This window comes from Parachlamydiales bacterium (assembly GCA_041671045.1).
In the GTDB taxonomy this organism is placed as follows: domain Bacteria; phylum Chlamydiota; class Chlamydiia; order Chlamydiales; family JABDDJ01; genus JABDDJ01.
Genome location: JBAZCF010000002.1, coordinates 309,858 through 324,427 on the forward strand (window position 1 = coordinate 309,858; position 14,570 = coordinate 324,427).

Below are 14,570 nucleotides of genomic sequence, written 5' to 3' on the forward strand. Positions count from 1 at the left end.
CTGTAAGAATGGGAAAACATTTTTTTATTTATTTTGTTTCTGTATCGTTGGGTCTCTCAATATACTCCCACTGATCATAATCGATAAATTCCCAAATTTCATCTGTTTTACTTAAGATCTTTGTGAGTATTGTGGAAATAATCTTCAAATCTGCATTCTCCTGGTAATCTTTTCGAAGGAAAAAAACCTTTTCTAATATTTTTTTAGCATCATTAATGTCCCGAGATGTGATTACTTTAACCATCCAATCTAAGGAGTTAATTTTTTCTTCTAATAAGGTTAATTTATCATGAAAGACATTAATTAAAGGATTTCTGATTCTTTCTTTATCTGTATCTTTGACTAAATTTAAGGTTCTTTCTACTACAGTGGTGATAGCTGAAAGTTGAGATAGTATAGATTGAATCTCATTGGTTTCTAAATCAGATATTGAATTTGTTATTAATTTAATTGCATCTCTACAAGCGATTTTATCTAACTCATTCTGAGGTTTTAAGCCTTGCAAATGTACTAGTGCTGCATGAGCGAGAGGATCCTTATAATCTGTAATGGGGTTACCTTGGTAATATGCTAGGAGTTGGGAAGGATTCATTTCTTTGAAGAGTTCTATCGAAACAAGATTAGGTGTTAACCGTTTAACCACTTCTAAAGGTAATTTTTTTATATAATGAAATGTCTTCTCACCACCTTTTGCTGCTACCAATAAAGCTGTTATATGTTCCTGGTTTAATGCTTTTATTTGAGCTTCTGTAAGGTCCTCCAATAATCTATCGCCATATTCTTTGAAAAAATCTGCATGTACGTAATTAAGGGCTTCGGAGGGCGGTGCAAGAACCGACAAATGATCTAATTCTTTAATGAAGATTTCATAAGGTAATTTTTTTAGATAATGAAATGTCTTCCCACCAGCTGCTGCTACCAATAAAGCTGTTATTTGTTCCTGGTTTAATGCTTTTATTTGAGCTTCTGTAAGGTCTTCCAATAATCTAACGCCATGTTCTTTAAAAAAGTCTGGATGGACGTATTGAATAACTTCGGAGGGCAGTGCAAGAACCGACAAATGATCTAAATCTTCATTGAAGATTTCATATTTTGATGCAATTGCATCATAGAAATTTAATTCATCATTTTCCATATTTTGATGCATTTCACCACGGAATTGCATGAGGTAGTGTTGTTTCAATTGCTGAAGCACCTCACCTTCTTTTCTCGTTAAATCTCCTTTTTGAAGAATCGCATCCGTGGATTGTAGGAGCGTATGAATAGGGGATTGGTATCTGGACTCTACTTTTGTATTCTGCATGAAGGCTTCAATAGGGTGGATGGAGGTGTTATTGAATTCATGAAAATAGCTGAAGAGTTGATCCTTACTTTCGCTGGTAAGTAAGTTAATAAAACTTTGTGGGGATACGCGTTGAATAATGTCCTTCGCTGTTAGACCCTTGTAAAGGAAGAAAAATAGGATGTTAAGGTCATCTTCCTTCAAATGTTTAAATTTTATTTGCAGTTCATGTTTTGTATTTTCAGGAAGTCCATCTAAAAACGTGTTGAGCTTGGCACTAAGAAATTTTTTATAGAGAAATTCTGCGGTAACTTCCGTATTATTAGGAGAGTGAAGCTTTACAAGGCTATCGTGAATTCCGGGATTATGTTTGATGTATTTAATGATTAGTGCGGCATGGTGGGTATTGTAAAGAGTAGAATTCATTAAATTTTGAGGAGACTCTATCGTCGCGTTTGGATGTGATAATGGGGGGGCGTTTCTTCGCAAGGAATTCATTTCCTCAAATTGTGCGGCGCAAAGGGACGCTAACTGTTGTTTGGCTAATATTTGCTGCCTTTGGGTTTGTCTTTCAGTGGCGCTACTAGATAATGGAGGAATCGTGGGCCTTAAGCGTCTATATTCTAGATATGTCCCTAAAGGCCTAGCCTTAGGCTCATTTTGTAGATGATGGTACATTAGAAAAGTGGCTGTCCGTGTATATCCGTCAGCACATTGGACTGCAACGTTGGATCCGTATTTCTTTCCCATCACGTCACGGACATTTTTGTCTAAAGTCCTTAAGGCAACAAGGTCGGGCGGTGAATTTTCTTCCCAGTTATTCAACCGGAAAATGCGATATTCTTTGGTAGATCCATCAGGGCGCGTCACCTCTATGCGAATGCGGTTAATGCTAGCTACATTCTCCCAAGCACCAACTACATCATACGTCCGGTTCTTGATGAGCTTAACAGTAGTTTCTCCAAAGATCTTTTTTTCTCCTTCCTTCTCGGGAAGAAGAGAAAACCGTTGCATTTTAGTCTCAAAATCACCTTTGAGGTCAACAATAATGCTAGTATCCCCTGCTTCTAAGGCATCAAAATACGCTTCAACCTGCCGGTCATTTTTTGGAGCGGCTGAGGCAATATAATTGTTCTTACCCAGGGCAACAGTCTGTAAATTTAACTTGCCTAAATGAGATCTGTCGGGTTGACCCAGTTGCATGGCATGTGCATCTATTCGATTGAAAAAGTCATTATTGTTAATAGTTAGATTCGAAAAGACAACGTTATAGTCACCTTGTCTAAGAGCATTTTTAACTTCATTATCTACTAGTTTTGGTTTGACGAAAAAGTAGTTAGATATCTCGTCATTTTTAGCTTCCTTACAAAATTTCATAATGGATTTTTCAAAGTTTTTATTATCGCCTTTGATGGCGAATACTTGTGATTTGATCCATAATTTTCGTAGAGAAGGCGATTGAAGGGAAATATTTTCCAGTTCGTCATAGCGGGCACAGAATCGAGCAAATTCAGGGCCTTTAGATTTTATCAGTTTTTTTATGGGGATGCTTCCTAGAAGATATTTTTCAATTTCTTCAGGACCCGAGAGATTTAGCTTGCCGGCTTTCTTGGATACATCCTCTAGGATAGTTTTCCATACTACTTCTGCTTGATTAGGCTGATTATGGATAATATGCTCTTTAACTTTGTTCCAATTTGTCTTTTTGACCCCAAAAGCATCTAGATTGTATTCAATATCCATAATGTGGTCTTTGAGTCTTTTCTCTATGGAAGGTGTTTCAGATAAACTACTGTGCGCTTTTAGGTAGGTATTGAATTGGCCCAGCATTGCTTTTTCAGCAAACTGGATATTATTTTTATATTCGTTAACGCTTCCCCAGATGCGAGTATATATATTTCTTACAATGGAGCGTTTCTTATTAATAATACGGTCTTCTTGAGTACGCAGAAAATCGTATGCCCTTAACAATTGTTTCATTGCTTTCAGGTCGCCGGGATGGCTTTTCAAGTATTCGCCGCTTTCGTGGATAATTTCAACGGCAGCTCTCGTGGTGGCAACGTTGATGCGTCGATGTTCTGGTTGGCTATCTAAATGTTTATTTCCCTCAGTTAGGTATTTTCTTGCGACGATGGTATTCCCTTTTCCCATTTTAAAGGCACTGTCCTCTCCGGTAGCAATAGTATTCTTTGCTGCGTCATAAAAGTTGGGGAAATTTTTATAATCCTTTACAGGCGGAAAACTCATATAATCCTCATGTTTTACTCATACTTTGCAAAAAAGGTGCCAGATTTTATTTTTTGTCATACTACGGCTACTTTTAATGCTATAATGGCTTCTTTTAATGAGATTAAATCAGCATCATCAGGTGTCTTTTCAAGATGCTTACTTACTTTATTCTCAAGTTTTTCGAGCTCGGCGAGAGCTTTATCATCTTTGTTTAAAAGAACTAGGCGTGACAAAGAATCATAAAAGATTTTAAACATCCCCCCTTCTTTTGTTTCTGAAAGGATATTGTTTATGCCACGTGCCTGTGGATTATTATGTAAAGATTTGTGAGTGTTATAAATTAAAGTGAGCATTCTAGTGAGGTTCTGTGCAGGGTGGGTTGATGCTTTCATAGTATCCGCTTCGCGTTGAATACGGTCTGTCGCGCCTTTCTGCCCCGGAAGAGATAAGATCAGATAACGGTAAACATTTTCCGGTTTTTGAAATCTATTCATTGCGTAGTGATCTATATTGGCGAGGAATTCTTCCGCTTTTTCAGGACTTAGCGATGCAATAACATGACGATAGATTTGATCCAGAGTTTCTCTGGGGACTTCATGCATATTGAGATGTTGAAGTTGGGGAAAAAGTTGGGCTGCGTGGTCTTGGGAAAGACCATGTTCTTTAATATAGCCTAGAATATGCTTTGGATTTAATTTTATATCTAACAGTTCAAAATGTTGTCGGGCAAAGGCTTCAGGAGTCATGCCTTTGTAGTTGATGGATGCTAAATCCTCCCACTGCTTGTCCTCTAATCTGTCAGCCTGCTCTGGGGTTAAGGCGGTAATCTGGGTTTCACTTAAACGTTCAATATTAAGATGGCGGATATTCTCTAATTTTATGAGGGAGATCAGTTCAGGTCCTAGAAGCCGGGCTTTATCGCTAGTAAAAAGTTGTTTTAAGGTTTCAGGATCATTTAACTTGTCTTTATTTTCTTGTAGGATTTGATGTACAAGTTCTTCACGGGCTTCGTGGAGAATAGAAGTCTTAGGTTGTTCTGCTTCAACTACTGCCCAATCGCTATCGTCAGCATCTAGAGCTACCGGTTCTCTCTTTTGTGGAAGTGGTGGAGTATGCTTTGTGAGTTTTTCAAGTTCTTGAAGTCCGGGAAGGTAGTGATTAGGACCTACTTCTTTTAACCAATCGCGGACAAGATTAAAGTTAGCACCCTGCGGAAAATGCCTTTTAAAGGTTTCCGGATTCCGTACAATAGTAAGGGGGGAATGCTGGGCCAATATTTCTAAGTCTTTATATGTTGTGTTATAGGATAAGACATATTGCAAACGGTTAAGTTCATCCGGTTTTAATTTTGAAATTTCATTTCTAATTTCTTTTTTTGCAGCCTCGTTAAGGCCTTCTAGAAATTTGCTAATATTGTTCTTAAGATCTTGCCGTATTTTTGCAGCAATTTCTTTGTCGCTTGCTTTGGGAGTGGATGTATGGATGCTTTTTTCGTCTTCTATAGAAAGCGGCAGGAGACTTCTTAAACGATTAAAATCATCCGGATTACTTATGAAGTATTCCTGAACAGCTTGAAGCGGCTTGCTGCGCGTTAATAGGTCATGGGTGATGGAATCTAATGCAGGGGTTTTGGAAACATCGTCGAACAGAAATTTTTCTACTTCCTTGGTGGTTTTAAATTGTCCGTCGGTTTGGACTCTGATTTCAGCTAAGATGTTATTCCATATTCTGTGGGCATCGGGGCGTCTGTCTTGCGCTAAGGCAAGCTTCAGCTCCTTCCAATCTTCGGTGGGGATATTGAATTTCTTTAACGACTTTTCGATATGTTCCACATGGGTATAGATGGCAGCTTCCAGCTTAGCTTCATGGTGGAAGTTTACGCTTTTGGCCTCTACGAAATGAGCAAAATCCTTGGTGAAAGTCTTTTCTGCTCTTTTCATGGCGGCATTTAATTCACGTTCAGCCTTCAAATTCTTGAAAAAAGCAAAGATGCCTTTTGCAGGCTGGCGCTTGACCCGATGCAAGACATTATAGGCGCGGACCATCTTTTCCATAGCCTCCGGGTCATGCGACGTTTTATACTCTTTGCTTGCTTCTTGGATGACATCCAAGGCTGCTTGGTAAAGGTGTTCGGATTGGAGGCATTCATTTTTTTTTAATAGGGTAGGAAGGCTGTAGCCGTCTTCCGTTGTCTTAGCATGTTCAGGGGTTAAGGCAGCGTGTCCGTCCGCAATAGCGCTCTTAAGAAAATTATAATCCGTAAAGTTTGCCATAGGATCCTTCCTAATGCTAAATGAACTTATTTTATCATTTTTTATGTCTGTTGTTATTCCAAGGGGATTTTAAATTTATCAGCGTAATTTTTGATTATTCTCAGGACATAGCTTATGTCTGCACGGTTTTTGAAGTTGTTATCCCTTTGCTGAATGTTTTTGTAGAGATCTTGGATTTTAGTGATTTCTTTCGGTGTAGGCGGGGGCACATTCGAATTTTTGACCTCTTCCACAAAATGATTTACAACCATTACAGGGATGTTTACCTTTTGTCCTTGATCGATAGATGCATGTGTATAATATGCAGGGAAATACTCTTGGAAACTTTCATTATCGACTTTCAATGCGATGTATTGTTCAATCCCATTGATAAACTGTTCTAATGCTCTTCCCAAGTATTGATGGGCTTTGTAAGGCTTATCCTCACCCTTTAATAGTAAGTCATGCATATCTCGCTGATGCTTACGTATAGGTTTTAATGATCCAACGAGGGTGCGTTGTAAAATCCTAGTATTGATACCGCGGTCTTGCTGGATTTGCTTTAGCAGCCCCAACTTTTGTGCGTCCTTGAGAAGAGGATTGTACGAAATAAATTCCGTGATGGATGGTACGTCCCATGTTTTAAAAAAGTCTGGAGTAAATGCTTCTGAGGGGGCCAATTGAAGCAAATTTTTATTTAATTTATATATCACAGGGTTGCTGAATAACCCCTGCCATTGTGGAAGAGTCATTTTTTTACTTTGCTCGGCATTAAGCACTGAGGGGTCTATGACCTTAAAAATCTCAGGTGAAAGCTGAGGTATAAAATCAGGCTGCAATTTTGCCATAATGGGGCGTGCTATTTCCGGATTAGCCCACAACTTCAGACCTAAGTTTTGCAGCCAAGGAATGTCATTGAATTTTGCTTCATCCGAGAGTATGCGGGTTACAAGATGCGAGTGTATGCGGTTCGTAATAAGTAGGTTTTTTTCTAGGATATATTTCAAGCGGTTTTCCGGTGTATCGGTCTCATTACGTTCGTCAAATATCTTTCTAAATTTATCTTTATCGTAGTCAAGGTTTTGCGCTTCAGGGTAGAGTTTCAAGTGATCTAAATCCTTAACTGCGGCAAATGCGGGATCAGTTTTTGCAGTGCCGTCCAAAATTGCAAAGACCAAATCATCGTCAATGGGTGTTCCGGGGGGTACCAGTTCTCGAATTTTATCCTTCAAATCGGTGTATTTGATATTATTTTCCAGCATGAAAGCTAATAGGATGTCACGGTTCATCTGGGCTGTGTTGTCGCCCTTTGCATGAGAGAGGCGGTATAAAATCCTTTCCCCTATAGGAGGCTCCAGCCCCTCTACGAAATGCTCCATTTTTTCTAACAAACGGTTATCAGTATTTTCAGGTGGAGGCTCATCTTTCAGAATGGTCCGGCTATATATAAAATCTGTTAAATTCTTAAGAACAATAGCGCGGTGAGTACTTACCGGAAGGTTGTCTTTTCCTTCTACAACCCCTTCTGCGGGGAAAAACCTTTGTGTTTTTGCAGTTGCATGGATAAACTGTTCTGATACTTGCCTAGGAGAAGAGGCATCAGGAGTATTAGCAGAATGGTGAAAGGTAATAAAGCTGGCTGTACGTAGGAATTTTTTGGAATCAAAGACAGAGATATTTCCTTTTGTTTCTTTTTCTGCAACAGCGACAGATTGACTTAAGAATTCCAGAGCTTTAGGCTCTGGAGCAGCCTCTGAATTCCAGTTGTGAAAGTGGAAAACCTCATACTCTTTTTTTATTCCCCCTCGTTCAATCTCAATGGTTGATTGGGTGATATAGTGGATGCTTTTAGGATCGCCGGGTATTTCGATATCTTTTCGTTTTCGGAGTGTAATAGTGGCATCTTTTTCCTTTTTTTCACCAGAACCACTGCTAAAGGTGATTTTTTCTCCCACGTTCTGAGGGATAAAGCGGATAGATTCATTGCCTTGCTCAAAAGTATCTGCGAGATTCACGATGACAGATACATTATGCTGTTCTAAAGAGTTGAAATAATTTAAGGTTTGAGGGACCCTATCTGTCTTAAAAGGATTTGTAGAGGCGACGTAGATTTTCTTATCTAGGGCGATACCTTGCAGTTGATATTCCTTATAAGGCTCTGGAAAACTTCTCTTCAGAATTTCTTCATTACTAAGATTCTTCTGCAGATTAGGAGGGGGATTTAATAGGTATTCTGTTAAGGAGGAGTTTTTTAATAGTGCTGTAAGTTCCTTTAGGCCATTTTCAAATGCTGGAGTATTCCCTGTAATAGCTCCGATTTCCAATCGATGCAGCAAACCCTGGATTTCTTGATACTGCTTTTTGGCTATTCCTTTTTCCGTCCTAACTGTTTGCCTAAGTATCGATACGTCTTCGTTTTGTTTTAACAAGTTTTCTACCTGCGCTTTAATTTCCGGTAAACGGGCGAAAAATCTGGCCTGCATATTATCTGAGGGTGTGATAAGTTGCTGATAGGGTTGGGCTTGTGTTAAATAGTTTTCAATGTCTCCGGTGGTCTTAAAAACGGTTTTGTCGCGGGCCTCAGCGATAATCTTATTCCAAATCTGTTGGGCTTGTTTCGGATCTTCACGTACGACAGCTAGCTTGAGCTCATCCCAATCCTTCATATCCATTCCGATAGACTTTAGGAATGCTTCAATATGGGCAATATGCCGATTCAATTTTGCTTCTAAAGGAGTTGCTTTTCCTGAAGAAACTTGATTGCTTAAGTATTCGTCAAATCGGTTGACAAGCTTTTGCTCTACTGCATTTGTGAAGGTGTTAAAATTATATTTTGAAATGCGTGAAAATAGCCCGCTTTGATTAGGAGGAAGGCTAGCAACATCTTTGGTGTGGATGACTTTTGCAATACGCATATAGAAATCGATCGAATTCCAATATGTCTTTTCAGAACTGTTATTTTTATAGAAACTTTCATACACAACATTGTAAAGCTCAGGGGCATTTTTGAATTCTTGCTTTGAGATCAGATCGTCAAAGGATTGCTGTTCCACATTGCCATACTGAACAAGCCGATTGATAAAGTCGGGTTCGTAATTTCCGCTCCCTACTGATGCCATAACAAACTCTCCTTGAAAATTATTAGGTAAGCCCCCGAACAAAATAATATTCACCTCGGAAATTTAACTTCCGAGGTGAATATTGAGAATTAGACCTTAGCTAGATGTCTATCGGGTACTCGGTTTATTACGGATTTTGGATCTTAGATTATCTAAGATTTCATAACCTTCCCTTATATCTGGGAGGCGCCCGTATTGTTTGGCTATTTCATTTAAGTCTTTTTCAACATTGTCTAAAGCTCTTAAAGTCTCCCTGTCTGCTGGAACTGACTTAGGGTCTATGGTTGCGATATGCTTTTTAATCATAGCAATATGACCATTTTCACCTTCTTCAGAAGCAAATGTACTACCTGTAGTGAATACCGCATGCCCGTTTTTACCGGATCTATCCGTTTTTTGAACAATTTTATCCACTGCATGTGTATAGCGTTTTAAAACATCTACTAAGATAGGGAAACCTTCATTTCTTATAGAGTTATCTTTGGAGCGCTTAGTACTAAGAAGAGCGATATTTGCATCGTAATAATGCTGGAATTCCGCAACTTCTAGAGTGTTTTTACTTAGTTCTTGTCGAACTAAATCCCAATCCTTTTCGTTATATTTATTTCCTGCAGGGTTGATGTGCTGCATAAAGCGTCTGACTTCTGATTTCTTTTCACGAAGTGTATCTTCATCTACAGTATAGTCTGAAAGCATATCCCCTCTTGTGTTTGCTTCCTTAATCAAAGCTAACATTTTGCGGGGACTTATTTCATTTAATACATTTTTACTTGCGAAAAGTTCTCTAGGCATAAGTGTAAATGTATCGATGTGGATTTTATTTATTATTTTTGGTTCTGTATTTAAGAACTGAGTCCATTGTGATAGAGTTAGCACGTTAGCTTGTTCTGGACTTATTGCTAAGCGTTGTTCTTCTGTCAATTCTTGAAAGAAAAGTGGGTCCAATTGAGCCATTGCGTTCGGTGTTAATTTATTGATTAACTCTACTCCCAGCATCTCCCTAGTTTGTTTGGGGAGAATCATTAGCAATGCAGGGTTATCGTTGATCGTGTCTTTCTGTTTATTAATAAGGTAGGTACGTAGATTTTTAAAGTGATCTTCCATTTTATTTATGTTTCTATTGAAATTCACGCCAAAGTCAGAGGTAGGGCTATGCATTACACTCTTTAGGCGTATTAAAGACTCAAAGTCAAGAGGAGGATTAGGTTGTTTTGAGTCTTTTCTTGTTGCCCGGATTTGAGTTTCAACCAACTTATTTAAAGGAAAATCTTTATGAGAAATATATTTAGCATTAAAAAATTCATCATCTTTAAGTAAGTCAATATTTTTTCTATAATGTTTAATGACGTTATCTCCGGCATTCAGGATAATAACTAATCGATCCAATTCTTTTGGTCCTAAATGAGAGATTTTTTTCTTTAAGATTTGTTTTTCGGCAGGTGATAATCCATCAAACAATCTATCATTTATCTGTTGTTCAAAATGATATGAGAGGGCTTGATCAGCAGCAGGGTTTTTTACTTTGTTATCCATCATGTCTTCTGCTAACACCTTATCATTCTTAAGATAGAACTGTAGGAATTTTCCTTCAGGAGAATTGATCAGTTTTTCTGCGATCTTTTTCTCTGGATGTTTCTCTGTTTTTACACGTTCTAAGCCTTCCGCAGGTAAAGTGTTGCCTGCTCCCTGAAATCTTTCAAGCCTCTCTTCATGCAGAGCTCCCACAACCGTAGCAAATTGTTTTTCGCTTGTAGCAGGGCGCACACGGCTGAATTGCAGAAATGCTTCCGTAGGGGACAAATTGGAATCTCCATGAGCTAATTCATGATATAATAGGAAGGTTGCAGCTCGTCCTGTACCTTCATTACTTGTGACTGCAAGTCTGCCATTCTGGTTTAAATCCTGTACGGTGTCGCTAAGTTTTCTTAATGCTACGAGATCTAAAGCTGTGTTTTCTTTGTCCCAATGGTCGATTTTGACAATGTCATATTGTCTTGTCACACCATCTTTTTTTACTTCAATAGTAGAAGTCGTAAGGGTGTGAGTCCCATGTAAAGTGTTTTCGATAGGTACTGTACCTTTACCTATCAAAGTAATTTCCACATTTCCATGCTTGATTTTGTCTCCAACATTTTCTGGAATGAGATGGAAATTACCCATGCCCTTTTCATAGTCTTCATGCAGAGTCACGATAACCTGTGTGTTATTGTTTTCTAGGTTGGTGAAGTATGCTTTCACTTGATCTGCATTTTTAGGTGCACTGGAAACCACATTGTTGTTATTGCCTATGGTTACCGTATGTGCATCAATGCCGAGGGCAGAGGGCGTTTTAATGTGCGCTTTTGCCCCTGCTTCAAACAACTCTTGAGAGTGGGTTTTATCAGCTCTTACATCTTTCTTTTCAGCTAAAAATTCTCTCGATCTTTCATATGCCCTAGCGTTAGGCCTCATACTACCTAATTTGTCCGAAAATGCTTTTAAACCTTGTGCATTTACATCTCCTAAAATGAAGTTAGCAAGCTCGGGATGGTTGGACTCTTTAGAGATTTTCTTTACTAGGGTTTCAATAGACGCCACATTTTGTCGAAGAAGAGCAACTTCAAGTTTAACAATGGCATCTTTTAGAGCGGGCTTGGTTTTGCAAGCCTCTTTAAGGTTATCCATCTGAGCTAGGGTTTTAGCTATTGTAGGATTATCCGCTTTTCCGAGTAGAGCGCGTACATTGATGTTTCCGTTAAGGAATCCGGAGATTTTCTGGTCTACAGTAAGTCCTCCGTAATGATCATCATCCTTAAACGTTGTGGCAATATTATCGTCTCTTCCTTTGGGGAGGGCTAGTTTTGGACGCAGCTTATTCCAGGTATCCAAAGCATTGCTTGTTTTGGTACCGGCGTGTTGTCCAGGTTTGGAGCTTAATTTCTTCTCAGCAAGCTGTTGTTTTAGTTCTTGCCATAGTTTTTGAGCTTCTGGATTAAATTCTTTGATGTATGTATCGATCCGGGCAGTATTGCCTGCCAGATCTTGCAGCATGGACAGTTTTGTGTGAGTATCGTCGTATGCCTCAGCTATTGCACCGTGGCCTTGTTTAACAACTTTTTTATCTTCCACACGCTGATGGGTAGCACGCAAATAGCTGTCAAAATGGGAGGCGAACAGTTCCTTACTTTCCTTGACCATTTTTGCATGCTCTTTGAGTTCCGATGTGCCTAGAATGTTTTGCCAAAAGCCTTTTGCTTTTGCTGGGCCGGCATCCAGTTTTTTTGAGGTGAGGATGGTGTAGGCCCTGACGAGAACTTCCATCGCCTGATCGTTGTCACCTTTTTTCAACTGAGCTTTGGCATCTTTGAAGGCTGCTTTTGCAGTTTCATAAAGTGCTTTGTTGCCTTTTATAGTAGGATTTTGGAGGGCTTGCGCAAAACTCATGGGTGCTCCCCCCACATTGATTTGGCCATCTTCTAGCAAATTTATCATTTGAGTTTGACTGATAGCGCCCATAAGACACCTCATATTTTAATTTTTAAATAATTTTTAAAATTTCTTTATGTATTGAGTCTTTCCGATTCCCTGCGCTCTATAAAAGGTTTTTTCTTCAAAATCGCTAAAGCAGGCAAAGGGAAAGTCTTTCTTACAATATTTCCTAAGGAATAAAGTTCTTTTGTCATTTCAGGACTATCTTTAAAGGATTTCCTAAGCTTGATAATCTGTTCTAGAAGAGGAGTAAACTGCGCTTTCGTTTCCTCGAAAATTTTAGGATCAAGTTTATCAAGTTTAGCCCTCTCAAGAGCCGTCTGAAGTTGAGTATTTGTCTTTTTTTGGAATTGCGGCATACCGGCCAAATGCGGCATACCGGCCAAAAAGGAATTTGTAGTATTGTTCAGGATGGATAGCAATACCTGATAAGATTCTTGAGGGGTTTGAGCAGGCAAAGATTCAATTAGCTTATCGTTAGTAGCAATCAGAACATGGAACCATTTTATTGATAAAGGCTTCATTTTACCCATTTGTTCCACTAAACCCGTGAGAGCCTGTAAAGGCAATTTATCATAAGGGAGGGCTGACAACTGTTCGCGTGAGAAAGTTAGAGGAGGGTGAAATTTAATTTGCCATAGGTAGTTTGCAGAGAATGCCCACTGATCTTTGGATATGTTTTGAAGTTCCTGAGGAGGCAAGGTTGTTAATATGCGAGTGAATGTTTGCTTTCTAAATTCCTCGATAAGCTGTGTATCAGTTCTAAAGCGCTCCATCATCAGCAGGCGTTGCCTTGGAGGGATAGCCTCAAGATGTTTAGGCGTGAGATATGATATTTGATTAGGTGTTAATTTATTGATAGCCCCGTCGCTAAGTGTTTTAAACGCATTAGGGTGTTTCTGTATTAGTTCTTCAGGAGGTATTTCATAGATATCCCTTTCATCAAGTTCTGGTATAGGATCTGAGAGTCTTTTTAAGATATCATCGTCATATTCTAAGGATTGAAATAGTGTGTTTTCTACATCTGAAGGAGATTCAGTATCCTCAGAGGTTTTGTATTCATTATCGGAAGACCTTGAGGATAGAAATTTACGAGGATCAAAAAATGTGGTCGGGTTAGACTCTATATTTACAGGCTCAAAGTGGGCGGAGCGTCTATTATGAATACGTGTGGATTTATCGTCCCCGAGCTGTATGGATGAAAGAGAATGCCTCTTCTTCGAGAGTGCAGGTTTACTTCCATTACGCTTTCTTGGAGGTGTGGGAGGTGGAGCTATTTCTTCTTGGGGGGGATGAGTGAAAGAGGAGGATGAGCTGGAGTCTTCCAATTTTTCTTGGCTAGGTGGCGGCTGTTGTGGAATAGGAATGCCCTTAAAAATATATGCACCGACGAAAGGAATTCCTGTAGTTTTGGTAAAAGCGCTGAGTTCTTTTTCAAAGGTAGCATGATCTCCTTTAACATAGGCTGCGGTCACTTTATTCCATGCTTTTAATTTAGTAAGATCACTATTTGCAAAACTTTGAAGGCCTGAAGCATGTTCTCTTAACCTGTTTGTGAATGGGTCATCTCCCTTTATTATGCCTTCGAAAGGAAGGGTCCCTAAAAGAAAATTCTCTGCGGCGCGCGTATTAGGTAAAGTCTGGGGACCTGCTTGTGCCCTCACTTGCGAAACGATACTATTCCACAGTTGTTTAGCCTTTCTGTCGCTGCCGTGGGTCACTGCGTCTTTTAATTCCTGCCACTCTTCTTTACCCACTTGGAATTCGTTTAATACGAGTTCGATATTATCAGAATGGTTGTTAAGCTTATGCTCTATGGAGGTGTTTTCTAGGTGAAGAGCTTGCCTTGCCTGCAAAAAGGGTGAGAAATTTTGGACAAAAACTCTTTCTGCTTGTTGAATTCGGTTATTATGTTGCCTTAAGCTGTAGGAAAAAAATTCCCTAACGGAACTTCTTTCCTTCTGTAAAGGGGAGTTAGGATCTTTGGTGTTTTTTAAGATTGTATACGCTTTAAGCAGCAGAGTGACTCCGGCGTTTCGAGCCAGTGAGCTTTTCGAATTGAGCATTCCTTGTGCATCTTTGAATGCTCCTATGGCAGCTTCGTAAACACCCGGAGTAGAAATAAAACTCCCATCTTTAATAAGAGTGCCTAAATCTGTAGTGTCTATCTGTGCTCTTAAGGAAGTGGCGTCTATGCTCATGGTATTTTTCCTACATTGA

5 protein-coding genes are annotated in these 14,570 nt (G+C 39.2%); all 5 read right to left on the minus strand.

Annotated features, from left to right (window positions below; translation table 11 throughout):
• Window positions 1-28: 28 nt before the first annotated feature.
• Entirely contained in the window at window positions 29-3,529 is a 3,501-nt protein-coding gene (locus WC222_04195) for a protein-tyrosine phosphatase family protein (protein ID MFA6915574.1), read from the minus strand.
• A 56-nt stretch (window positions 3,530-3,585) separates the two neighbouring features.
• Window positions 3,586-5,784: a hypothetical protein gene (locus WC222_04200; protein ID MFA6915575.1), complete on the minus strand. Its 2,199-nt coding sequence runs from the start codon at window positions 5,782-5,784 to the stop codon at window positions 3,586-3,588.
• A gap of 53 nt (window positions 5,785-5,837) precedes the next feature.
• Window positions 5,838-8,882 (minus strand): protein-tyrosine phosphatase family protein, encoded by a 3,045-nt coding sequence (locus WC222_04205; GenBank protein MFA6915576.1) that lies wholly within the window; start codon window positions 8,880-8,882, stop codon window positions 5,838-5,840.
• A gap of 108 nt (window positions 8,883-8,990) precedes the next feature.
• Window positions 8,991-12,377, minus strand: a complete 3,387-nt coding sequence (locus WC222_04210) for a protein-tyrosine phosphatase family protein (GenBank protein MFA6915577.1) — start codon at window positions 12,375-12,377, stop codon at window positions 8,991-8,993.
• 44 nt (window positions 12,378-12,421) lie between these two features.
• Window positions 12,422-14,551, minus strand: a complete 2,130-nt coding sequence (locus WC222_04215; protein MFA6915578.1) for a hypothetical protein — start codon at window positions 14,549-14,551, stop codon at window positions 12,422-12,424.
• Window positions 14,552-14,570: the final 19 nt, after the last annotated feature.

What these genes read in the sequence shown, in the direction of transcription:
- WC222_04215 (MFA6915578.1), bottom strand. Translation starts at nt 14,551, where the DNA reads ATGAGCATAGACGCCACTTCCTTAAGAGCACAGATAGACACTACAGAT.
- WC222_04205 (MFA6915576.1), bottom strand. Translation starts at nt 8,882, where the DNA reads ATGGCATCAGTAGGGAGCGGAAATTACGAACCCGACTTTATCAATCGG.
- WC222_04195 (MFA6915574.1), bottom strand. Translation starts at nt 3,529, where the DNA reads ATGAGTTTTCCGCCTGTAAAGGATTATAAAAATTTCCCCAACTTTTAT.
- WC222_04210 (MFA6915577.1), bottom strand. Translation starts at nt 12,377, where the DNA reads ATGGGCGCTATCAGTCAAACTCAAATGATAAATTTGCTAGAAGATGGC.
- WC222_04200 (MFA6915575.1), bottom strand. Translation starts at nt 5,784, where the DNA reads ATGGCAAACTTTACGGATTATAATTTTCTTAAGAGCGCTATTGCGGAC.